A 22,141-nucleotide genomic window follows, 5' to 3' on the forward strand; every position below is an offset into this window, starting at 1 on the left:
GGCCTGGCCGCCGCGCCATCCATGCCTTGAAACCGAAGGACTCGACCGCCGATGACAATCGAACTGGATAAACGCGCCCGGTACGACGTCGAGGTGATACGCCGGGATTTCCCGATCCTCGAAACGGTGGTGCACGGCAAGCCGCTCGTCTATCTCGACAATGGCGCATCGGCGCAGAAGCCGCAGCAGGTGCTGGATGTGATCCAGGACACCTATGCCCATTCCTACGCGAATGTTCATCGCGGCCTGCACTTTCTGTCGAACAAGGCGACGGACGCTTTCGAGCTGTCCCGCGAAAAGGTTCGCCGCTTCCTGAACGCCGGGCACGCGGACGAGATCGTCTTCACCCGCTCGGCGACGGAATCGATCAACCTCGTGTCCTATGGTCTTGCCGACGACATCGGCGAGGGCGACGAAATCGTGCTGACGGTGATGGAGCATCACTCCAACATCGTGCCGTGGCATTTTCTGCGCGAGCGCAAGGGGGCGAAGCTCGTCTTCGTGCCCGTCGCCGAAGATGGCTCCATCGCGATAGAGGATTTCGCAAAGGCCATCGGCCCGCGCACGCGCCTTGTGGCGATGACGCACATGTCCAACGTGCTGGGCACGGTGACGCCGGTGCGCGCGGTGGTGGAGCTGGCCCATGCGCAGGGCGTACCGGTGCTGGTGGACGGCAGCCAGGCTGCCGTGCACATGCCCGTCGACGTGCAGGCGCTCGGTTGCGACTATTACGTGTTCACGGGGCACAAATTGTACGGGCCGACGGGCATCGGCATCCTGTATGGCCGGGCCGAGGCGCTGGAAAGGCTGCGCCCCTTCAATGGCGGCGGCGAGATGATCTCCGAGGTGACCGAGGATTCCGTCACCTATAATGCGCCGCCGCACCGCTTCGAAGCCGGTACGCCGCCGATCGTGCAGGCCATCGGCCTTGGCGCGGCGCTGGATTATGTCGAGGCGGTGGGCCGCGAGCGGATCGCCGCCCACGAGGCGGAACTGGGCGCCTATGCCCATCAGCGCCTGTCCGCGGTCAACAGCCTGCGCATCTACGGCACGGCTCCGGGGAAGGGCGCCATCGTGTCCTTCGACCTGGAGGGCATCCACGCGCACGACGTGTCGATGGTGATCGACCGGGAGGGCGTTGCGGTGCGCGCCGGCACGCATTGCGCGCAGCCGCTCTTGCGGCGCTTCGGCGTAACCTCCACATGCCGGGCCTCCTTTGCTATGTACAACACCATGGGCGAAGTCGACGCACTCGCCGAGGCGCTGGAAAAAGCCAGACGCTTCTTCGCTTGAAGGACGATCCAATGACGGACGCGATGGAACAGAAGGCCGATACGGCGACGGCGGACGTAACCGACGTGCCCCCGGCTTCCGCCATACCGCCGGAAGAACTCGCCCGGCTGTCGGAAGATATCGTGGCGGCCCTGAAGACGGTGTACGACCCGGAAATTCCGGCCGACATCTACGAGCTCGGGCTTATCTACAAGATCGATATCGAGGACGACCGTACCGTCGATATCCAGATGACGCTGACCGCGCCGGGGTGCCCGGTTGCCGGCGAAATGCCCGTCTGGGTCGAGAATGCGGTAAGCTCCGTCGAGGGCATCCAACTGGTGCGTGTCGAAATCGTCTTCGACCCCCCGTGGACTCCCGAGCGGATGAGCGAGGAAGCGCAGGTCGCCGTCGGCTGGTTTTGACGCAAGATGCTTGCCTCAAGGCTCCGCCATCGCCATCTTGGGCGCAGATGTACAGGAAAGAGGGTTCGGTCATGAGCCGCTTTGCCATCATGAACCTGACGGAGGCGGCCGCCGGCCGCGTCCGCGAAATCGTCGAGACGCGCGGCGGTGCGGATGGCGCCGGGCTGCGGATCGGCGTCAAGCGCGGCGGCTGCGCGGGCATGGAATATACGATCGAGTTTGCCGATGGTCCGTCTGCCGGCGAAGATGTGGTCGAGAAGGACGGCGCGCGCGTCTTCGTGTCGCCCGAGGCCGTGCTGTTTCTGCTGGGCACGGTGATGGACTTCGAGGTGTCGGTGCTGCGGACCGGCTTCGTCTTCAACAATCCCAACCAGACATCGGCTTGCGGCTGCGGCGAGTCCGTCGAACTGCGGCCGGCGGATCGCTCCCTGCTGGAGCAGGCCGGAGCCTGATCCGGCATGGAGCGCGGCGATATCGAGGAGCTGTTCCGCTCCATCGCCGACCTTCGCATCCGCCCGCTGTTCGGTGGCAAGGGCATCTATGACGGGGAGGTCATCATCGCCCTCGTCGCCTTCGACACATTGTTTTTGAAATCCGACACGGCGGCCGAGGCGGACTATGTCGCGGCCGGGTCGACGCCCTTCGTCTACGAGGCCGCCGGGCGCAAGCCGGTGCGGATGCCCTATTATTCCTGCCCGCCCGAGGCGTTCGACGATCCGGAGATTGCCGCCGAGTGGGTTGCCACCGCCCGCGCGGCGGCGCACCGCACGGTCAGCTCCCGTCGCTCTCGCGCCAGAAGGACGGCAGGTAGTAACCGGTAAGCGGTGTCCTGTCCGGGTGGTGGATAAAGCTCCAGCGGGCAAGCCACTGATCGGTCAGATAATACAGCGGCACGACGTAGAACCCCGAAATGAGGATGCGGTCGTAGGCGCGGACGGCGTCGGTGTAGTCCTCGCGGGTCCGGGCCTGGACGATGGCGTCTATGGCTGCATCGACCGCCGGGTCGGCAACGCCCGAATAGTTGAATGAGCCCTGCGCATCGCGCGCGGCGCTGCCCCACCGGCCAACCTGCTCGGCGCCGGGCGACAGTGTTCCGTTGAAGGCAGAAAACAGGACATCGTAGTCGAAGCTCTGCTTGCGTAGCTGGTATTGCGCGTCGTCGGCCTGCCGGACGCCGATATCGACCCCGATGCGCGCCAGCGTGCGCTGGTAGCCGAGTGCCGCGCGCTGCTGCTCGAGCGTCTGCACGAGGATCTCGAAGGCGAGGGGGCGGCCGGTGGAATCCACGAGACGGCTTCCGTCGAAGCGGTAGCCTTCCGCTTCCAGAAGGCTCAGCGCCTCGCGCAGAATGCGCCGGTCGCTGCCGGAGCCGTCGGTAACGGGCTGCCGCCACTCTCCGGCAAGGATGCTGTCGTCGACACGGCCGGGGTATTGCGCCAGAAAGGCGCGCTCGCCGTCGCTGGCGGGACGCCCCAGGCTTGAAAGGGCCGTGTTGTCGAAGAAGCCGGATGTCCGCTCATACGCCCCGTAATAAAGGTTGGCGTTCGCCCATTCGAAGTCGAACAGCATGGACAGGGCCTGCCGAACGCGCGGATTTTCGAAGGTCTGCCGCCTTGTATTGAAGAACATGGCGTTCAGCACGGCCGGGCGGCCCGTTTCGAAGACTTCGCGGACCACCGATCCGTCATGCACCGCCGGGAAATTGTAGGCGGTGCGCCAGTGGCGCGGGTTCGCGTCGGGATAAAGGTAGAAAAGGCCCTTCTTGAAAGCCTCGAACTGCGAGTTTGAATCGCGGAAATATTCGACGACGATCTCGTCGTAATTGTCCATCCCACGCTTGGCGGGCAGGTCCGCCGCCCAGTAATCGGGGTTGCGCCGGTAAACGATGCGCTGGCCCGGCTGCACCGACGCGATCATATAGGGGCCGGAGCCGACAATCGGCTTCAGGGTCGTGCTGCCGAAGCCGTCGCGCGTGAAGCCGTGTTCGGGCAGAACGGGCAAACCCGCCAGAAGCAATGGAAGCTCGCGGTCGGCCTTTTCGTTGAAGGTGAAACGGATGCCCCGCTCGCCCACCGTGTCGATGCGCGAAACGCGCGACAGCCAGTTGGTGTATTGCGGGCGCACGACGCCCTGCTGCTTGAGCATGTCGACAGTGAAGAGCACATCCGCAACGCGCACCGGCCGGCCATCGCTGAACGTCGCCTTCGGGTTGAGGGTAAACTCGACGAAGCTGCGCTCGGCATCCGTCTCGACCGATTCGGCGATCAGGCCGTAGAGCGTGAAGGGCTCGTCCGGCGAACGCAGCATCAGCGGCTCTATCACCAGGTTGCCGAACTCGGTATCGGCGAAAATGCCGCGCGCCGTTGTCAGCGCACCGCGGACCGTGACGGGGTTCAGATTGTCGAAGTCGCCGACGACGCCATACACCATGCGGCCACCCTTGGGCGCATCCTGCCGCACGAAGGGAAAGGCGGAAAAGCCGCCGGCAAGGGCAGGTTCGCCATGCATTGCAATGGCATGCGACGAGGCCGTCCCGGCGGTGGCGGTGCCGACGAGCGAAAGAAGAAGGCAGGCCGCCAGGGCAGCGGCGTGCAAGGCTTTCGAGGCCAATGGCATATCAACGGTCCCCTGGAAATCGATGCTCGCGAAATTATCGGAATATCAGCCGCTTGCCTACCGCGACGGTTGGAGCTATCGCAGCGTTCCAAGGCATCATGGGTCTTTAAACGGCCTCATTTGCGAAACACGGGCTTACCCGTTAAGGGAACGTCCAGGTGCCGGGACGACAGAATTGCCGAGAGGAAGACTGGCTTTGAAAACCCGCTTCATGAACTTTCACCGCCTTGCCCTTGCCACCGGCTTCGCTGTGCTGGGCACGGCTGTCCTGCCGTCGACCGACGCTATGGCGCAGTCCGTTCCGGCCGAATGGTTCAAGGTCTGCACGCCGCAGGGCGAAAACCAGATCTGCAACACGCAGTACACGATGATCGCGGATACCCGCCAGCTCATCACCGCCGTCAACCTGATCAACGTATCGGGGCAGGTGAACCAGAAGGTGCTGCAGGCCGTCGTGCCCACGGGCCGGGTCATTCCTGCCGGCGTACAGTTGCAGATCGACACCAACGCGGCGCAGACGCTGAACTATTCCGTCTGCTTCCCCGACCGGTGCATCGCCGAGGTCGAGCTGTCCGACGCCATGGTCAACTCCATGAAGCGCGGCGGAACGCTGAAGGTCACGTCGACCAACTTCCAGCGCCAGCCCAACCCGATCAACGTGACGCTGCAGGGCTTCACCCAGGCCTATGATGGCCCGGCACGCGAGCAGCCCGAGCTGGAGCAGCGCCAGCAGCAGTTGAACGAAGCTCTCCAGAACCAGGCGGAAGCCCGCCGCAAGCGGTTCGAGGACGCACAGAACCAGGCGATCGAAGGCGGCAACGCGCAGTAACGCGCCAACGCCTGAACGCATCAGGGCGCTTCGCGGCGACGCGAAGCGCCCTTTTTGCTGCCTGCATGAACCTCAATTGCGATGGGCGGATTTCAATCGATACTCGCCATCGATAGGGCCGTCGAACATCTCCGCCAGTTGCGGATGGTTGACGGGCGTCCCGCTTTCGTCCAGCTCCAGATTCTGCTCCGAGACATAGGCGATGTAGTCGTTTTCGGAGTTCTCGGCGAAGAGGTGGTAGAAGGGCTGGTCCTTGCGGGGGCGCGCCTCTTCGGGGATGGACAGATACCATTCCTCGGTATTGTCGAAGACGGGGTCCACGTCGAAGATGACGCCGCGAAACGGAAACATCCGGTGGCGGACGACCTGTCCGAGATGGAATCGCGCTTTCTGTATCGGCTGTTCTGGTGCCATGTGCGACCGATAGCGCGGCCCGGCAGCCTGTTCAAGCTACTCGCGCCCGCCACGCAACGAACGTGGCAGCCCCGACACGCCGGCACCGGGAACGACGCCCTCCCGCATGGCGAAACGGCGCAGCGGGCTTAGTGCCGAAAGCATGCCGAGCCCGGCCGAGCGTGCCACCTGCGCAGGCAGCATGTCGGCCAGCAAAGAGCGATTGAGCAGGTCCACGCCCACCGTGCGCAGCGTCACATCGGTCTTGCGGCTTGCCTCGTAGTTGGAAAGCATCGCGGCGCCGCCGACATCGTCGCGATGCTGCATTGCGGCCTTCACGATATCTTCCGCATCGCGCATGCCGAGGTTGAGCCCCTGGGCTCCGATGGGCGGAAAGACATGCGCAGCCTCGCCGACAAGGGCGATGCGCGGCGCGGTGAAACGCAAGGCCTGCGCACCCGAAAGCGGAAATGCCTGCATGCCGCTTTCCACCCATACGGCGCCGAGCGTGGAATGCAGACGCTCTTCCACCAGGGCCGAGAGCGCTTCGCTGGATAGCGCGCGCAGCGTCTGCGCCTCATCCGGCCGCTCCACCCACACGAGGGAAGACCGCTGGCCGGGCAGGGGAACCTGGGTGAACGGTCCCGACCGTCTGTGAAACTCGGTCGAGACGTTGCCGTGCGGACGCGCATGGCCGAAATTGAGCACGATCGCCGTCTGCGGATAGGACCAGCGCCGTATGCCGATGCCGGCGTAGGTGCGCACGGGCGAGTTGCGGCCATCGGCCCCGACGACAAGCCCGGCCCGGATCCGCACCCCGTTTTCGAGCGTGAGGCTGACGGTATCCGCACCGCTTTCCATCGACTGGAGCAGGCTCTCCTGCCATGTGACGCGCGGGTGCACACGCAGGCGCTCGGCCAGAAGCGCCGTCAGGTCGGCGTTCAGCACATTGATGCCGAAAGCGTCGAGGCCGATTTCGGCGGCGCGAAACTCCACCGGCGGCGCCCGCAGCAGACGGCCCGTGTCGTCGATGATTCGAAGCACGGCCAAAGGCGCGCCGCGTTCGCGGACGGGCTTCTCCAGTCTGTGGCGCTGCAGAAAGGCGACCGACCGGCCGAAAAGGGCGGTACTGCGCCCGTCGGATGGCGGCGACGGGGCCGCCAGTGCGACGTCGAATCCTTCGTCCGCAAAGGCCAGCGCAACCGACAGGCCGGCAAGGCCACCACCGATCACTGCGACGTCTCGTCTCATGCCGACTCCGATCGCTCGTTCCATGCAAGGCGATGTAGCGCATACACACCGCTGTTGCGATAGAGCCAAAGCGCCACGGGAAATATGCGCGCAGGCGTTTTCAAACGCTTGCGCCTTGCACTACAAGGTGCGACCCGTGAACGTTCACGCCATAGGCTGCCCGGGTGGCGGCACAGACAACAGCGAGGCTTGGTCCGGCACCGTGGTGACGACATACGAAAAATGGCGCGCATTCTCCGTGCACCTTTTGACAGCCAGCGGAGCCTTCTGGGCCTTCCTGTCCATCATCGCCGCGGCCGAGGAGCGTTGGGTTGCAATGTTCGCCTGGCTTGGGCTTGCCCTGCTGGTCGACGGGATCGACGGTCCGCTGGCGCGCAGCATCGATATCAAGCGCGTGCTGCCCGACTGGTCGGGCGACATGCTGGACTCGATCATCGACTACGCCACCTACGTGCTGATTCCGGCCTTCGCCCTGTATCAGTCGGGCCTGATCGGGCATGCCTGGTCGTTCGTCGCAGCCGCGCTGATCGTCATCACCAGCGCCATCTATTATGCCGATACGCGCATGAAGACGAAGGACAACTTCTTCCGCGGCTTCCCCGTCACCTGGAACATGGTGGTCTTCACCCTGTTCGCGGTGCAGCCGCCGGCCATCGTCGCGTTCATCGTCGTGCTGTTCTGCGCCGTCACGACCTTTGCGCCGGTCAAGTTCCTGCATCCCGTTCGGGTGAAGCGATACCGCATCGTCAATCTCGGCATCTTCGCCGTCTGGTCGGTGCTGGGCCTGTGGGCGCTGTTCACCAATTTCGACGCGCCCGCTTTCGTGAAGGGCGGGATCGTTCTGACCAGCCTATACCTTGTTTCCATCGGCGCGATCGTCCAGTTCATGGACGGGAGCGGCGCAGACCCAGACCAGAAGGAACAGTTGGTTTGACGAAAGCCATTGTCGTTGACGAAATCGGGGGCCCGGAAAAGCTCGTCTGGAAAGAGCATTCCGTAGCTGCCCCCGGCCCCGGACAATTGCGCATCCGCCAGAAGGCGGCGGGCCTGAACTTCATCGATGTCTACTTCCGTAACGGCACCTACAAGGCGCCGCGCTTTCCGTTCGTTCCCGGCAAGGAAGGGGCGGGCACGGTGGTTGCCGTGGGAGAGGGCGTCACCTCCTTCAAGGAAGGCGATCGCGTCGCCTATGCGGGCGGCGAGGGCACCTATGCTGAAGAGGCGCTGGTGCCGGCCGCACAGGCCGTGCACCTGCCGGACGGCATAGACGAGGAAACCGCGGCGGCGGTGATGCTGAAGGGCATGACCTCGGAGTATCTGCTGCGTCGCACGTTCAAGGTGGGGCCCGATACGGTGCTGCTGTTCCACGCCGCGGCCGGCGGTGTCGGCGTCATCGCCACGCAGTGGGCCAAGCATCTCGGCGCCACCGTCATCGGCACGGCGGGCTCGCAGGAGAAGTGCGATATAGCCCGCGAGAATGGCTGCGATTACGTCATCAACTACCGCGAAGAGAATTTCGTCGAGGCCGTCAAGGACATCACGCGCGGTCGCAAATGCGATGTCGTGTATGATTCCGTCGGCAGGGACACGTTTCCCGCCAGCCTGGATTGCCTGAAAAGGCAGGGCCTTTTCGTATCGTTCGGCCAGTCCTCGGGCGTGATCGAGAATTTCGATCTGGCGCTCCTGAACCAGAAAGGGTCGCTGTTTGCCACCCGCCCCAGCCTGTTCGGCTATACGGCCACCCGCGAGGAGCTGGAAGCGAGCGCCCGGGCGCTGTTCAAGGTCATCGGGTCCGGCGCGGTCAAGATAACGATCAACCAGGTGTATCCGATCGCCGAGGCGGCGCGCGCCCATGAAGATCTGGAAAACCGCCGCACGAGCGGCCTTTCGGTTATCCGCATCTGAGTTTGCATGGCGGCGGTATCGTCCCGCCGCCATGCCGCCATCCATCAGGCGACAAGAACGTCCTTTTTGGCGGAGGTGCGGGCAAACTCTGCAAAGGCGCCGATAAAATCGGTCAGTTGCCCCCGCACCTTGTCGTCCACCAGCTTGCCATCGGCGTCGAAGACGCCTTGCGCGCGCGATACCAGCAGACGCCCCTCGAAAAATGGCCTGGCACCCAGGGTGCGCAGTACAGGCAACCAGGCGTTCTGGCTGAGGATGGTGCCGAACCCGCCCATCGAGGCTCCGATGACGGCCATCGGCCGGCCGCGATACAGAAGCGGGATGTCGGACGAGGGGCGCGTCGTCCAGTCGATCGCATTCTTGAACACGCCGGGAAGCGAATTGTTGTATTCGGGCGTGACCAGTAGAACCCCGTCTGCATGCCGGATCCTGTCCTTCAGGGCGGCAACCGCCTGCGGAATGCCGTCAGCCGATTCCAGATCGCCATCGTAGAGCGGGATGCCGTGCAGTGTTGCCGCTTCCACGCTGACGCCCTGTGGCGCATGTTCGGCGGCCGCATGCATGAGCGCCGTGTTGAAGGAGCCCTTCCGCAGGCTGCCGGATATGGCGAGAATTCTGGTCATGTCGTCTCAAGTCTCCACCGAGCGGGCTTCCAGCGGGCGGCCGGGTGCGCATTCCAGATTTGCCCTGTCCCATTGTCCGAGGATAGCGGCGGCATCGTAGCTTGTCTGCAGGAATGCCAGCAGCGCCTTGTCCGGATCGGGGGCGGTGCGCACGGCATCGTAGGGAAGGATGAACTCGCCGAGGGTCTGGTCGAAGCGCGCTTCCGCAGGCTCGACAATGGCTTCTGCAAAGCCATCGGGGCCGGGGTAGGCGTAGGAATAGAAGGCGGGATAGTCGATACCGCCGCCGCCCGGCCAGAAGCCGGCCGACGACACCTGATGGCTGTAGGCCTCTGCCGTCACGTCATCGGGCAGGGCCGGGACTCCGCCGGGGTGCCGTGGGGCCCTGTTGCCCGAGAACCGGGTGACGGCAATATCGAAACTGCCCCAGAAAAGGTGCACGGGGCTGACCTTTCCGATGAAGCCCGTCCGGAACTGCTTGAACACGCGGTCGATCTGCACACAGGCCCGGAAGAAGGCGTTGACCGCCTCCGCGTCGTAGGGGCGCTCTGCCGTGTCGACCGAGAACCGAACGGCATCCGGGATTTCGTTCGGCGTATCGCTGAATTTCGGCGTACCGCCGACCTGCTCGATGATGTCGGTGAACCGAGTTCTGAAGTCCGCGATCGAACCGGGCTTGAGGGGCGTTGCCGCGATGCTGCCGGCCGTTGAGCGCGCGATGACACGGTGCTCGATCAGGTCGATCTCCACCTCGATTCCGCCAGGACCATCGGGCACGATCGAAGTGGTCAACCCGCGCGCCGTCACATACAGCGTCGCGTGCCAGGAGTGGTTCAACCATGGCGTATGCGACAGACGATACTTGCCGACGATCTGGCTGATAAGCTGAAGGTGACGGCAGCTATCCTGCCACGGCCCAAACGGTATTTCCGGCCATTTTTTAGTCATTTCGCCTCCAAAATCGACTTTCTGTTCCGGACTCGAACTAGGGCAGGACACGAGAGGATGAAGCATCATCCGAATGGGGGATCGTCCCAAACTCAAATGTGAGTTTGCTTGCGAAGCGTTTTGCGCTGCATTGCAATCGCCGAAGATCGTGCCGGCTTTTAGGGATATGCGAGCGTGAACTATCTGTTGCTGGATGCGTGCTTGATCTTGTCGATGGCTTCCGTGGTGCCCTTCCTCGGCATGCGTTTCGTGGACGGCGACATCGAGGGCATACGCGCCGCGATCGGGCGCAGCCTCTCGACCGGCGATTTCGCCTATGCGGTCACCCCCAATGTCGATCATGTGGTCAGCTACCACGATGGTGGAGATCGCGGCCTGCGCGAAGCCTATGACGGCGCACGCCTGCAGATATGCGACAGCCGCATTCTGTCGGTGCTGGCGCGCCCCAGCGGACGCCGCCTGATACCGACCCCGGGTTCGGACCTGACATTCGATCTTTTGCAACGCGCGATCAGCCCCGACATTCGCATGGCCGTCATCGGCCCGTCCGAGGTGGCATTCCGGCGCCTGCAGACGCGCTTTCCCGACCGGCAGCTCGTGCACCTTCCATGCGCCGACCTGCTTGTACGCGACACGCCGGCATGGCGGTCCGCGGTGCAGGAGGCGGCGGAAGCGGAATGGGACATCCTGTTTATCTGCCTGTCGTTCCCCAAGCAGGAAGTGTTTGCCCATGATCTGGCGCTCACCGGGCGCCAGGGCGGCTTCGCCCTGTGCGTGGGGGCCAGTATCGATTTTCTGACGGGTAAGCAGAAGCGCGCACCGCGCGCCATGCAGAGGGCGGGCCTCGAGTGGCTGCATCGCCTGGCATCCGACCCCGGCCGCATGTGGCGGCGTTATCTGGTGCGCGGCCCCGTCATCTTCCGGTTGACGGCGCGCCAGTATGCCGACGATGCGCGGCGCGCCATGCGCGGCAGCCGCAGCTAACCGAGCGCGGCAACCGCCTCTTCGATGTCGTCCGCCGGCGAAACCTGCTGCATTTCCGCCAGGCTGCGATTGTCCAGCACTGCGGAAATGGCGTTACGCACCTCCAGCATCAGCGCCCGCACGCGGCATGTCTCTTCACTGGTGCAGTCGTCGCATCGGCGATAGGCGGTGCGGCTGGCGCATGGCAGCGGGGCGAGCGGCCCATCCAGCACGCGCAGCACATGCCCGACGCGAATCTCTCCGGCGGGGCGGGACAGGCGGTAGCCGCCCCCACGCCCCTTGCGCGCATCCACGAAGCCGGCGCCCCGAAGGTCGCCCAGGATGGCGTCGAGGAACTTCTTCGAAATGCCGTGCGCCGTTGCGATCTCTTCGGATTGGGTCAGCCGTTCCGCAGGCTGACCTGCAAGATGCAGCATCGCCTTGAGACCGTATTTGCCTTTCATCGTCAACATCGGAAGGAAGCGCTGCTTTCGAACGGGTGGGTAAGGACAGGAGTCCGATATAACCGGCCCTGTCGGGGATTTCCATCCCGCATGGCCACTTGCCTTGGCGCTGCCCGGTCCCATCATTTGCCGGGTGGGGGTAACATGGGTTTCGACGATCGGATAAAGGGCGTGGCCGGGGTTCCGTCATGACGGCAACGCAGGTTATCGTCAGCCTTCTGGGCATTGTCGCGTTGCTGCTCTGGGGCGTCGGCCTTGTGAGCGCCGGCGTGATGGCCGGCTTTGGCCCATCCTTGAGGCAGATACTGGCGACCCGCCTCGACAACCGGCTGGCCGCCATCGTGGGCGGTACGCTGGTCACCATGGCGCTGCAAAGCAGTACGGCGACCGCCATGATGGTTACATCCTTCACGGCGGGCGGCCTGGTCGCCCTGGTGCCGGCCCTGTCGGTCATGCTGGGCGCCAATCTCGGCACGGCGCTGATCGTGCAGGTGCTGTCGTTCAACCTCGGGCTCATCTATCCGCTGCTGATCTTCACCGGCTACGTGCTGCAGAGGCGGCGCGCCAATCCGCGCCTGTCCGAAGTCGGCCGCATCCTTCTGGGTCTCGGAGTTATCCTCCTGTCGCTCGAACTCCTGTCGGCGCTCGTGGTGCCGCTGGAGCACGCGCCGGATGTCCGACAGGTCATGACGCTGATCGTGCGGGACCCGGTCCTTGCCATGCTGCTGGCCATCCTGTTCACCGTTCTGGCGCATTCCAGTGTCGGGGCGATCCTGTTCATCATGTCGCTGGCCGAGATCGGTATCCTGTCGGCTCCATCCACGATCGCCATGGTGGTCGGCGCCAATATCGGCAGCGCCATCAATCCGCTGCTCGCCGCCTCGGGAGGGGATCGCAGCCATTTGCGCCTGCCGGTCGGCAACCTTGCCAACCGCCTTGCCGGCGGGGTCGTGACCATGCTTCTGCTGGCGCCGATCTCCGCCTTCGCAGACCGGTTCGGCTTGCCGTTGCAACGCCTAGCGCCGGATTTCCACCTGGCCTTCAACGTGGTGATGGCGCTGGTATCGGTGCCTTTGCTGCCCGCCGCCGCCCGGCTGCTTACCCGTCTGTTTCCGGAAGACGCCAGGCCCGAAGATGCGGGCAGGCCGCTGTATCTCGATGCGGCAAGCCTGAACAGGCCGAAGGTGGCGCTGGCCAACGCGGCCCGCGAGGTTTTGCGGATGGCCGACATTGCCGAGGCCATGCTTGCCGGATCGCGCAAGGTGTTTCGCGACGCCGACCCGATAGCCCTGTCGCGTATAAGGCGCACGGATGACGAGATCGACCGCCTCTACGGCGCCGTGCGGCGCTATCTGTCCAAGATTTCGCAGAACGACCTGACGGAATCGGACAAGCGCCGCCTGTTCGAGATTTTGGATTTCGCCGTCAATATCGAGCATGTCGGCGATATCGTGGACGCCAACCTGATGGCGATCGCAGCGCAGCGCATAGACGACCGGCAGATCCTGAATGAAGAGGAAATGGTCCGCATCGGCGAAATGCACGAAAGGCTGATCGCTCATCTGCGGTTGGCCGTCAGTGTACTCATCGACGGAGACGCGACATCCGCCCGGCAGCTCGTGGCCGAAAAGGAACGCTTCCGCGACTATGAGCGCGCCGCCACCGAAGAGCAGTTCCGGCAGATCCTGTCGGGCCAGCTCCCGAAGGGGCAGTCGGCAAACCGCTATCTGGATGTCGTCCGTGACCTCAAGCGGATCGAGGCGCATATCGCCGCGACCGTCTATCCGCTGCTGGAGCGCACCGGCGATTTGAAGAGCAGTCGCCTTGCCTGAGGCAACCGATGCTTTCCCGACCGCGAAATCTACCCTAGGTAGTTGTCGGTGTGTCGCAGCAGGGGGTTCCATGACACTTCGCAAACTGACCGTTCTCGCGCCGGTCCTGGCGGTTCTGTCCGCCTGCTCGCCGACGACTGTCTCGAACCTTCCGGCGGTCCCGCAGCAGACGCTGATGGATGTACAGGTGGTCGTCGACCCGCCGGCCGGTGCGCAGTCGCTCGGCACCGTCCGGGTAACGCGGTGCCGCAACGACCTGTCGGAGTATCCGACGCCGGAGGTGACCATATTGAACGGCATGAAGGCGGAGACGCAGCGGCGCGGGGGCAATGCGGTGCGCGTCATCGGCTATCGCATGGGAGTCACGCAGTGGAGCCGCTGCTGGCACACGATCACCGGGCGGGCCGAGATGTACCGCCTCTGAGTACACACCGCCGCAAGGCCCTTTCGATGCCGGGGATGCTGGCCTAGTGCCCGCCGCCTCCACCAGCGGGGCGGGCCTGCGGCTTGTCGATGAAGATTGCCAGCGCCGCCAGCGCGCCGAACAGCACGGTGAGCACAAGGAAGACATCGGCAAAAGCCATCACATGCGCCTCCCGCATGACGATGCGCACCATGTTGGCGACGGCGCCTGCCTGTCCATCGAGGCCGGCCGCGTCGAGGCTCTGCGCCATGGAGCTCATCCGTTCCTCGGCCATCGGGTTGCCCCAGGACACGTGCTCGGCAAGGCGCTGGTAATGCAGGGTCGTGCGGTCGGTCAGCATGGTGTTGATGATGGCCAGCCCGACCGCACCGCCGAGGTTGCGCGTCAGATTGTAGAGGCCCGAAGCGCCTTTCATCTTCTGGGGTGGCAATGTGCCGAGCGCGATATTGTTGATCGGCACCATGGACAGCATCAGACCGAAACCGCGCAAAACCTGCGGGATGAACAGCTCGTGGAAGTCCCAGTCATGGGTGATGCCGCTCATCATCCATGTGCCGATGCCGAAACTGACGAAGCCGATGACCATCATCACCCGCAGGTCCATGCGGGCCGAAAGGATGCCCGCCAGCGGCGCGGTGAAGAACATGGCGAGGCCGGACACGAACATGGTCTCGCCGATCATCAGCGAGTCGTATCCGCGAATGGCCGACAGGTAGACCGGGTAGAGATAGGTGAGGCCATAGAGGCCGACGCCCATGACGAACGAGAACAGGCTGCCCAGCGCGAAGTTGCGGTTGGTGAAGGCCGACAGGTCTACGATCGGTTCTCGCGCGGTAAAACATCGGTAGAAGAAAACCACCGCCCCCACACAGGTGACGCACACCATCGCCGCGACGGCCCTGTCGTCCAGCCAGTCGTTTTGCGGGCCTTCTTCCAGCACGTATTCGAGGGCGCCGAGGAACGCCGCCATGGCCGCCAACCCATACCAGTCGAAATGCGGCAGCAGCGACCAGTCCGGCTTGTCGAAGTCGATCAGGTTCCACGCGGCAACGGTGACGACCAGGCCCACCGGCAGGTTGATGAGGAAAAGCCAGTGCCAGGACATGGCATGGCTGAGATAACCGCCGATGGTGGGGCCGATCGTGGGCGCCAATGTCGCCACCAGGCCGATCATGGGGGATACGACCGCGCGTTTGGATGGCGGAAACAACGTGAAGGCCGCCGCGAAGACACTGGGGATCATGCCCCCGCCCAGGAAGCCCTGGATCGCGCGATAGACGATCATCTGGTCGATGGAGGTGGCCGTGGCGCACATCACCGAGGATAGGGTGAAGCCGCCGGCAGCCAGGGTGAAGAGGACCCGGGTCGACAGGATGCGCCCGAGCATGCCGGACAGCGGAATCATGATCACTTCGGCGATCAGGTAGGCCGTCTGCACCCAGGGTATCTCGTCGGCCGAGGCGGACAGCCCGGCCTGGATCTCGGCAAGCGATGCAGAGACGATCTGGATGTCCAGGATCGCCATGAACATGCCGAGTACCATGACCATGAAGGCGGCAATCCGGCGGGCGGGGACCGCCTCTTCCGCACCGACGGCGACGGCGGACATGGCGCGGTGCTACTCGACGTCGCCGGTCGTGGCCGTCCGCCTGTCGACGGTGACCACGGCAGACAGTCCGGGCCGCAGTTTGCCGTCGGCTGCCTGAGGGTCGTCGATCCGGATGCGAACGGGGACGCGCTGGACGATCTTGGTGAAGTTGCCGGTGGCGTTGTCCGCCGGCAGGAGCGAGAAGACGGACCCGGAAGCCGGCGCGAAGGACTCGACCGTGCCTTTCAGTTCCACGCCGGGCAGGGCATCCACCTCGATGCTGGCGGTTGCCCCGGGTGCTATCCCGCCGATCTGGGTCTCCTTGAAGTTGGCGTCGATATAGACCTTGTCGAGCGGGACGATCGTCGCCAGCCGGCGGCTGGGCGACACGAGGTCTCCCGGCTGCACCGAAAGATTGCCGATGACGCCGTCATAGGGTGCGCGCACGGTGGCGAAGGTCAGGTTGCGGGCGGCGGTGTCCCTTGCGACACGCAGCTCTGCCAGGCTGCGCCGAGCCTCGGCGATCTGGGCATCCAGCACGGACACATTGGCCTTGGCGGTGTCGATGGCGGCGTTGCCGCCGCGCACGGATGCGGAGGCCTCCGCAAGATTGTTGCGGGCCGTATCCAACGCCGCCTGCGCGCCGGCCCCGGTGCGGGCAAGATCGGCCGCACGGTCGAAGGTGCGCTGGGCCTCGGTTTCGGCCGCCTGCAGCGCTTCGAGCTGCGCCTCTGCCTGGACGACAGCGGCGCCGCCGGCCCGGCGCTGCGCGTCGATGCGATCGATGGCGGCCTCCTGAGTCGCGATCCGCGCCTCGGCCGCATCCAGATCGAGTTGCAGGTCGCCCGGGTCGATCTCGACGACAGGCTGTCCCGCCTTGACGGCCTGGTTCTCCGAAACGGGCAACGACGTGACATAGCCGTTCACGCGGGCGGTCAGCACCGCCATGTCGGCGGCGATGTAGGCGTCGTCCGTCTCGATCAGGAAACGGCCCTCCGTCCACCAGTAGATACCGAATGCAGCGCCTGCCGCAACGAACAGCAGCGCGAGCAGGGGAAAGACGAGCTTCCTGCGCGAGCGCTCAGGCTTTTGAGCCATCGCATCCGCATCGCGGGGGAGCGCGTCCGTATCCGAAACTTTCTTGAGCATCGCCAAACCCTCGGCGGGGGGATAATGCAAACGCCCTATTGCGCCCCGCGGCCAGATGCAAGCTAAATGGTAAGCTTTGCCTATCGTCGCAAGATCATGCCTTTCGACCTGCTTCGCGCGGCGATAGCGGCTGTCTTCGCTGTATTATCAATCTGCGATTGACTCCATCAAAACGATCACTAATCATCATCCTCCTAGTCGGAGGAGGGGCATGCAGCAGCGTTTCCCGCAGCAGCGCCAGCGGCGCATGGCCGGACTGATTGCCGAGCGAGGCAGCCTTACGGTTGCGCAACTCGCGCGTCACTTCGATGCTTCGGAACCGACGATCCGCCGCGACCTCGCACTGCTGGAACAAGCCGGACTTGCCGCACGCACGCATGGCGGCGTGGTGGCGCCGCGTAAGGGCGAAGCCATCGAGCCGCTGTTTCTGGAAAAGCTGCGCGTCCAGCAGGGCGCCAAGAAGCGGATCGGCAGGGCCGCCGCCGCGCATGTGGGCAAGAACAGAAGCATATTGCTGGATTCCGGCACGACCATGCTGGCCCTGGCACAGGAACTGGCCGGGCGGGCCATCAGCATCGTCGCGCTCGACCTCAAGGTCGCCGAAGCGGCGGCCGTGGGCGCCACCCAGGTGCACATGCCGGCCGGCCAGGTGCGCAACGGCTATTTTTCCATCGTCGGCACGCCGGCCATCGAGGCCATCTCGGGCTTCACATTCGACCTTTTCTTCATGGCCGCCGATGCGATCGACAGCGACGGCATCTCCAACTCCACGCGCGACGAGGCGGATGTGAAGCTGGCGGCCATATCGCGGGCCGGGCAGACCATCCTTCTTGCCGACCATACCAAGCTTGGCCGCCGGGCGCTGGTGCCGGTGTGTCCGCTGGACAGCATATCCCGGTTGATCACCGACACGGGTGCCGCAAGGGCGGTCGCGCCCTACCGAAACAGTATCACAGATATAGAAATTTGCTGATTTGTCATCGGCTTATCAAAGAAAGACGCGTGCTGACATGAAGAATTTCCGGTCCGTATTCGGCGACAAGAAACCGGTGATCGCCATGGTGCATCTGTTGCCGCTGCCTGGCACGCCACTCTACGATGCTGAGGGCGGCGTCGACGCCATCGTCGACGCCGCGCGCAAGGACCTTAAGGCCTTGCAGGATGCGGATGTCGATGCGGTGATGTTCGGCAACGAAAACGACCGTCCCTACGAGCTGAGCGTCGACACCGCCTCTACGGCAACCATGGCCTATGTCATCGGTCAACTGCGCGGCGACATCGCCAAGCCTTTCGGCGTCAACGTCCTCTGGGACCCGAAATCCACCGTGGCGCTGGCGGCAGCCACGGGCGCCTCTTTCCTGCGGGAAATCCTGACGGGAACCTATGCGTCCGACATGGGCCCGTGGACGCCCAATGCCGGAGAGGCGATGCGTTATCTGCACCGGCTGAGGCGGCCCGATGTGGCGATGCTTGCCAATGTCTCTGCCGAATTTGCCTGGTCGCTCGACCGCCGGGAGCTGGCCGACCGCGCGCGCTCTGCCGTCTTCTCGTCGATCCCGGACGCGATCCTTGTGTCCGGCGCCATCACGGGCGAAGCGGCAGAGATGGGCGATCTCCAGTCCGTGAAGGCCGCGTTGCCCAATACGCCGGTGCTGGCCAATACGGGCGTACGGCACAACACGGTGGCCGATGTCCTCAGCGTCGCCGATGGATGCGTGGTCGGCTCCTCGCTCAAGGTGGATGGCGATACGTGGAAGCCCGTCGACGCCGCGCGCGCCGCCGAGTTCATGCGGCTGGCGAAAGCGGCGCGCGGGGAATAATCGAAAAGGGAGGGCGCCGGCATGGCGGGATCGGCGAGACGGCAGGATACGACAAGGCCTTACGTCGCCAGCCTCGCCGTTCTGGCGGTGGCCATCTTCGCGGCGCTGGCGCTTGCCTCGCCGCATTTTCTAAGCCGCGCCAACCTCGTGTCCATGGGGTCGCAGTTTCCCGAATTCGGGCTCCTGGCGCTTGCCGTGCTGCCGACGATGGTATCCGGCGGCATCGACCTTTCGGTGGTTGCGACGGCAAACCTGGCCTCCATCGTTGCCGCGGTCATGATGCGCGCCAGCCCCGAACTGGCAGTGCTGGCCATTCCGGCGGCGCTGCTGACAGGGCTTTTGTGCGGCGCCTTCAACGGCGTGCTGATCGCCTATCTGCGGTTGCCGCCCATCCTGGCGACGCTCGGCACGCTGCAGCTTTACGGCGGTCTCGGCATCGTCATCACGCGCGGGCCGGCCATCACCGGCCTGCCGGGCTGGTACGGCGAAACCTTCAACGCATCGCTGGGGGGGCTGGTGCCGGTTCCCCTGATCGTGTTTGCGCTGGTTGCGATGGCGCTCGGCGCTCTCATGCGGTTCACCGCGACGGGGGTGCGCCTTCGGCTGTACGGCGCCAACCCGCTGGCAGCGCGCTTTGCCGGCATGCGCGAGCCGCGCCTGATCATCCGCATCTATGCCATCGCCGGTTTGGTGGCGGCACTGGCCGGGCTGGTGATCCTGGCGCGTACCAACTCGGCCAATGCCGATTATGGCGGCTCCTATCTGCTGCTGGTCATTCTCATCAACATCCTCGCCGGCGTCAGCCCGTTCGGCGGCTTCGGCTCCACGCTCGGCGTGGTGCTGGCCGTCATCACGCTCCAACTCATCTCCAGCGGCCTCAACTTCCTCGCCTTCACGGCCTTCGCACGCGACCTCTTCTTCGGCGGACTGCTCGTCGTCGTCATGTCGGCAAGGGCGCTGCTGGAGCGCGGATTGTTGCCGCGTCCGCGCTTCGGGAAACCAAGACCATGAAAGACAAGCTGCGCCAAAGCCTGAGCGACCTGATGATGCTGCCGGGCCTGTCCGGCCACGAAGACCGGGTGCGGCGGGCCATCAAGAAGCGGCTGGATGCCGCCGGCATCGCCAGCCGCACGGACAGGCTCGGCAATCTGATCGCCACGGTGGAGGGAGACCCGGAGGCGCCCTCCGTGATGCTGTTTGCCCACACCGACCAGCTCGGCTTCATCACCCGCAAGATCGAGCCGAACGGGCTGGTGCGCGTGGAGCGGCTGGGCGGCGTCCCCGAAAAGGCGCTGCCCGCGCAAGCCGTGCTCTTCTGTGTCGGGGAGGGCCGCGACGTCGGCGGCGTGATCGCCAACAAAAGCCATCATGCCACGCCGGCGGATGAGAAATACAAGGTGACGCCCTACCAGGACCTGTTCATCGATGTGGGAACGGACAGTGCCGAGGCGACACGCGCGCTGGGCATAGAGATCGGAACGCCGGTCGTATACCAGCCGAGGGTCATGCACCTGAACGAGGATCGCGTGGCCGGCACCTCCGTCGACGACAGGGCCGGTTGCGCCGTCGTGCTACAGGCGGCGTTGGAGCTGCAAGGCGCGCCGGGTCTGCCGACCGTGCATTACGTCTTCGCCGTTCTGGAGGAGTTCAACCTGCGCGGCGCCATGGTTGCGGCGCAATCCCTGCAGCCGGATATCGCCGTGCAGCTCGATCTGGCGCTGACATCCGACACGCCCGACATGGCCCATCGCGGCGAGGTCGCCATGGGAGCGGGGCCGGCGATGGCGCTCTACTCGTTCCATGGGCGCGGCACGCTGAACGGGACCATTCCGCACCCGGCCCTGACCCGGCTTTTCGAGACGACGGCGTCGGAGGAAGGACTGCCCCTGCAGCGCACCGCGCATGTGGGCGCACTGACCGACTCCTCCTATGTCCAACTGGTGGGCGAGGGCGTTGCCGTCGTCGACCTGTGTTTCCCCAGCCGCTACACGCACACCGCGCTGGAACTGTGCGATCTGCGCGATCTGGAGGGGCTGACGCGGCTTGTCTGCGGCGGCATCCGGCGCATGGGGCGCGGCTTCGATCTGAACCGGGATCTCTACACGTGAGCGCCTGTTATCTCGGGATAGATGTCGGCACCTACGAGACCAAGGGCGTCATCGTGAAGGCCACGGGCGACGTGCTGGCCGAGGCGCGCCGTACCCACCGCATGCAGGTGCCGCAGCCGGGTTATGCCGAGCACGACGCCGAGCGCGACTGGTGGGGCGAGTTCGCCGATATCTGCGCCGAGATGATCGCGACGGGCGGCCTTGCGCCCGGCGACGTGCGGGCCGTCGGTGCAAGCGGCATCGGCCCCTGCATGCTGCCGGTGGATGCAGAGGGCAATCCGCTGATGAACGCCGTGCTTTATGGCGTCGATACGCGGGCCGCCGCCGAGATCGAGGAACTGACGGCAGAGATCGGGGCGGACAAGCTGCTGGCCACCGGCGGCAACGCGCTGACCTCGCAATCGGTGGGCCCGAAAATCCTGTGGCTGCAGCGCAACCGGCCGGATGTCTTCGAGCGGGCAGCCTATTTCCTCAACTCCACATCCTTCCTGGTGCGGCGGCTGACGGGCGAAACGGTGATCGACCACTATTCCGCCGCCGGCTTCAGCCCGCTCTACGATGTCGCCCGGATGGATTGGGTCGATAGCTGCGCCGCATCCATTTGCGGGCGTGACAGGCTGGCACGGCTGGCCTGGACGACCGAAATCGTCGGCGGCGTGACAGCGGAGGCGGCCCGCCGCACCGGCCTTGCGGCAGGAACGCCCGTCATCGCGGGGACGATCGACGCGGCGGCGGAGGCGGTCAGCGTTGGCGTCCGGCGTCCGGGGCAGATGATGCTGATGTATGGCTCTACCGTCTTCGGTATCGAGGTGACGGCCGAGCGGGTGCAGGACCCGCGCCTCTGGTACGCCCCGTGGCTGTTTGCCGGCCAGCATGCCTCCATGTCGGGGCTGGCGACGAGCGGCACGCTGACGCGCTGGTTTATCCAGAATTTCGCCCGCGAGCTGGACCCGCAGGAGGCCATGGGACTTTTGGCGCAGGAGGCTGCCGCCTCGCCGCCCGGTGCGCGGGGCCTGGTCGTGCTTCCCTATTTCTCGGGCGAGCGGACCCCGCTGCACGACCCACATGCCAAGGGCATGATCTTCGGGCTCGACCTCACGCATGGACGCGGAGACGTCTATCGCGCCTTGATCGAGGGGATCGCCTATGGGGTCCGGCATATCCTCGACACCTACGATGATGCCGGGGCCCGTCCCGACAGCCTGACGGCGGTAGGCGGCGGAACGCGCAACCCGGTCTGGCTGCAGGCGGTGTCCGACATCACCACACGCAGCCAGTCGGTGCGCCGCCACTCTTTCGGAGCCAGCTACGGCAACGCCTTCCTGGCGGCGGTGGGCGTCGGCGATGCGGATGCCGGCGACATCGACGAGTGGAACCCGGTGGCCCGCGACATCCATCCGAATGCCGGCCTTTCGTCGCTCTACGATGCGGGGTCCGGCACCTATCGGCAACTCTATGCCCGCACCAAAGAGCTGATGCGGGCAGGCGAAACCATAACCGGCGCAAGGCGCGCCTGAAGCAGAGGGAGAAG

23 protein-coding genes are annotated in these 22,141 nt (G+C 64.9%); 15 read left to right on the plus strand and 8 right to left on the minus strand.

The features are described from left to right. The first annotated feature begins 51 nt into the window (after window positions 1-51). From AUL31_RS04305 to AUL31_RS04320, 4 genes are all read left to right on the plus strand, one after another. Window positions 52-1,293 carry a cysteine desulfurase gene (locus AUL31_RS04305; protein ID WP_409359936.1) on the plus strand — a complete coding sequence of 414 codons (1,242 nt, stop codon included), beginning with the start codon at window positions 52-54 and terminating at the stop codon, window positions 1,291-1,293. An 11-nt stretch (window positions 1,294-1,304) separates the two neighbouring features. After that, window positions 1,305-1,697, plus strand: coding sequence for an SUF system Fe-S cluster assembly protein (locus tag AUL31_RS04310; protein ID WP_060601875.1), 393 nt, complete (start codon window positions 1,305-1,307; stop codon window positions 1,695-1,697). A 71-nt stretch (window positions 1,698-1,768) separates the two neighbouring features. Further along, a complete protein-coding gene (gene sufA / locus AUL31_RS04315; protein WP_060601878.1) occupies window positions 1,769-2,149 on the plus strand; it encodes a Fe-S cluster assembly scaffold SufA in 381 nt (126 codons plus the stop codon). A gap of 6 nt (window positions 2,150-2,155) precedes the next feature. Then, window positions 2,156-2,518 carry a TfoX/Sxy family protein gene (locus AUL31_RS04320; RefSeq protein ID WP_060601882.1) on the plus strand — a complete coding sequence of 121 codons (363 nt, stop codon included), beginning with the start codon at window positions 2,156-2,158 and terminating at the stop codon, window positions 2,516-2,518. Here AUL31_RS04320 and AUL31_RS04325 read toward each other — a convergent pair. Beyond that, entirely contained in the window at window positions 2,469-4,313 is a 1,845-nt protein-coding gene (locus AUL31_RS04325) for an extracellular solute-binding protein (RefSeq protein WP_244489313.1), read from the minus strand. The two genes, AUL31_RS04320 and AUL31_RS04325, sit on opposite strands and share 50 nt — an antisense overlap. Window positions 4,314-4,524: 211 nt before the next feature. On the opposite strand from AUL31_RS04325, the gene AUL31_RS04330 reads away from it, so the two are divergent. After that, window positions 4,525-5,142: an invasion associated locus B family protein gene (locus AUL31_RS04330; protein WP_060601884.1), complete on the plus strand. Its 618-nt coding sequence runs from the start codon at window positions 4,525-4,527 to the stop codon at window positions 5,140-5,142. Between the two features lie 72 nt (window positions 5,143-5,214). Here AUL31_RS04330 and hspQ read toward each other — a convergent pair whose 3' ends face one another. Both hspQ and AUL31_RS04340 read right to left on the minus strand, forming a co-directional pair. Beyond that, a complete protein-coding gene (gene hspQ, locus AUL31_RS04335; RefSeq protein WP_060601888.1) occupies window positions 5,215-5,556 on the minus strand; it encodes a heat shock protein HspQ in 342 nt (113 codons plus the stop codon). Between the two features lie 36 nt (window positions 5,557-5,592). Beyond that, complete coding sequence (locus AUL31_RS04340) at window positions 5,593-6,786, minus strand: UbiH/UbiF family hydroxylase (protein WP_060601891.1); 1,194 nt, start codon at window positions 6,784-6,786, stop codon at window positions 5,593-5,595. A 202-nt stretch (window positions 6,787-6,988) separates the two neighbouring features. Between AUL31_RS04340 and pcsA the strand changes: the two genes are divergently transcribed. Further along, on the plus strand, window positions 6,989-7,720 hold the full coding sequence (gene pcsA, locus AUL31_RS04345; RefSeq protein ID WP_060602061.1) for a phosphatidylcholine synthase: 732 nt from the start codon (window positions 6,989-6,991) through the stop codon (window positions 7,718-7,720). After that, a complete protein-coding gene (locus tag AUL31_RS04350; protein WP_060601894.1) occupies window positions 7,717-8,691 on the plus strand; it encodes a quinone oxidoreductase family protein in 975 nt (324 codons plus the stop codon). Before pcsA ends, AUL31_RS04350 begins: the two co-directional genes overlap by 4 nt. A gap of 44 nt (window positions 8,692-8,735) precedes the next feature. Here the strand turns inward: AUL31_RS04350 and AUL31_RS04355 are convergent, their stop codons facing one another. Together AUL31_RS04355 and AUL31_RS04360 are read right to left on the minus strand one after the other, a co-directional pair. Continuing rightward, entirely contained in the window at window positions 8,736-9,314 is a 579-nt protein-coding gene (locus AUL31_RS04355; protein ID WP_060601896.1) for an NADPH-dependent FMN reductase, read from the minus strand. A gap of 6 nt (window positions 9,315-9,320) precedes the next feature. Next, window positions 9,321-10,262, minus strand: coding sequence for a DUF5996 family protein (locus AUL31_RS04360; RefSeq protein WP_060601900.1), 942 nt, complete (start codon window positions 10,260-10,262; stop codon window positions 9,321-9,323). Between the two features lie 174 nt (window positions 10,263-10,436). Here AUL31_RS04360 and AUL31_RS04365 point away from each other — a divergent pair, with 174 nt between their 5' ends. Further along, a complete protein-coding gene (locus AUL31_RS04365; protein ID WP_060601903.1) occupies window positions 10,437-11,246 on the plus strand; it encodes a WecB/TagA/CpsF family glycosyltransferase in 810 nt (269 codons plus the stop codon). Here the strand turns inward: AUL31_RS04365 and AUL31_RS04370 are convergent. Continuing rightward, entirely contained in the window at window positions 11,243-11,698 is a 456-nt protein-coding gene (locus AUL31_RS04370) for an RrF2 family transcriptional regulator (RefSeq protein WP_060601907.1), read from the minus strand. The two genes, AUL31_RS04365 and AUL31_RS04370, sit on opposite strands and share 4 nt — an antisense overlap. A 179-nt stretch (window positions 11,699-11,877) precedes the next feature. Between AUL31_RS04370 and AUL31_RS04375 the strand changes: the two genes are divergently transcribed. Further along, complete coding sequence (locus AUL31_RS04375; protein WP_060601910.1) at window positions 11,878-13,521, plus strand: Na/Pi cotransporter family protein; 1,644 nt, start codon at window positions 11,878-11,880, stop codon at window positions 13,519-13,521. 70 nt (window positions 13,522-13,591) lie between these two features. Then, window positions 13,592-13,945 (plus strand): hypothetical protein, encoded by a 354-nt coding sequence (locus tag AUL31_RS04380; protein WP_060601913.1) that lies wholly within the window; start codon window positions 13,592-13,594, stop codon window positions 13,943-13,945. Window positions 13,946-13,988: 43 nt separating this feature from the next. Here the strand turns inward: AUL31_RS04380 and AUL31_RS04385 are convergent, their stop codons facing one another. Next, entirely contained in the window at window positions 13,989-15,554 is a 1,566-nt protein-coding gene (locus tag AUL31_RS04385; protein ID WP_060601915.1) for a DHA2 family efflux MFS transporter permease subunit, read from the minus strand. 9 nt (window positions 15,555-15,563) lie between these two features. Beyond that, window positions 15,564-16,631, minus strand: a complete 1,068-nt coding sequence (locus AUL31_RS04390) for an HlyD family secretion protein (protein WP_244489314.1) — start codon at window positions 16,629-16,631, stop codon at window positions 15,564-15,566. Window positions 16,632-16,893: 262 nt separating this feature from the next. Between AUL31_RS04390 and AUL31_RS04395 the strand changes: the two genes are divergently transcribed. Genes AUL31_RS04395 through AUL31_RS04415 form a run of 5 tightly spaced genes read left to right on the plus strand, consistent with a single transcriptional unit; the run spans window position 16,894 to window position 22,127 of the window. Then, window positions 16,894-17,655 (plus strand): DeoR/GlpR family DNA-binding transcription regulator, encoded by a 762-nt coding sequence (locus AUL31_RS04395; RefSeq protein WP_060601922.1) that lies wholly within the window; start codon window positions 16,894-16,896, stop codon window positions 17,653-17,655. Window positions 17,656-17,692: 37 nt separating this feature from the next. Beyond that, window positions 17,693-18,502, plus strand: a complete 810-nt coding sequence (locus AUL31_RS04400) for a BtpA/SgcQ family protein (protein ID WP_060601925.1) — start codon at window positions 17,693-17,695, stop codon at window positions 18,500-18,502. A gap of 21 nt (window positions 18,503-18,523) precedes the next feature. Then, on the plus strand, window positions 18,524-19,513 hold the full coding sequence (locus AUL31_RS04405) for an ABC transporter permease (protein ID WP_060601928.1): 990 nt from the start codon (window positions 18,524-18,526) through the stop codon (window positions 19,511-19,513). Further along, a complete protein-coding gene (locus tag AUL31_RS04410; protein WP_060601930.1) occupies window positions 19,510-20,610 on the plus strand; it encodes a M42 family metallopeptidase in 1,101 nt (366 codons plus the stop codon). Before AUL31_RS04405 ends, AUL31_RS04410 begins: the two co-directional genes overlap by 4 nt. Beyond that, window positions 20,607-22,127, plus strand: coding sequence for an FGGY-family carbohydrate kinase (locus AUL31_RS04415; RefSeq protein WP_060601933.1), 1,521 nt, complete (start codon window positions 20,607-20,609; stop codon window positions 22,125-22,127). Before AUL31_RS04410 ends, AUL31_RS04415 begins: the two co-directional genes overlap by 4 nt. The last annotated feature ends 14 nt before the right edge of the window (window positions 22,128-22,141 follow it).

Source organism: Aureimonas altamirensis (assembly GCF_001463885.1).
In the GTDB taxonomy this organism is placed as follows: domain Bacteria; phylum Pseudomonadota; class Alphaproteobacteria; order Rhizobiales; family Rhizobiaceae; genus Aureimonas; species Aureimonas altamirensis.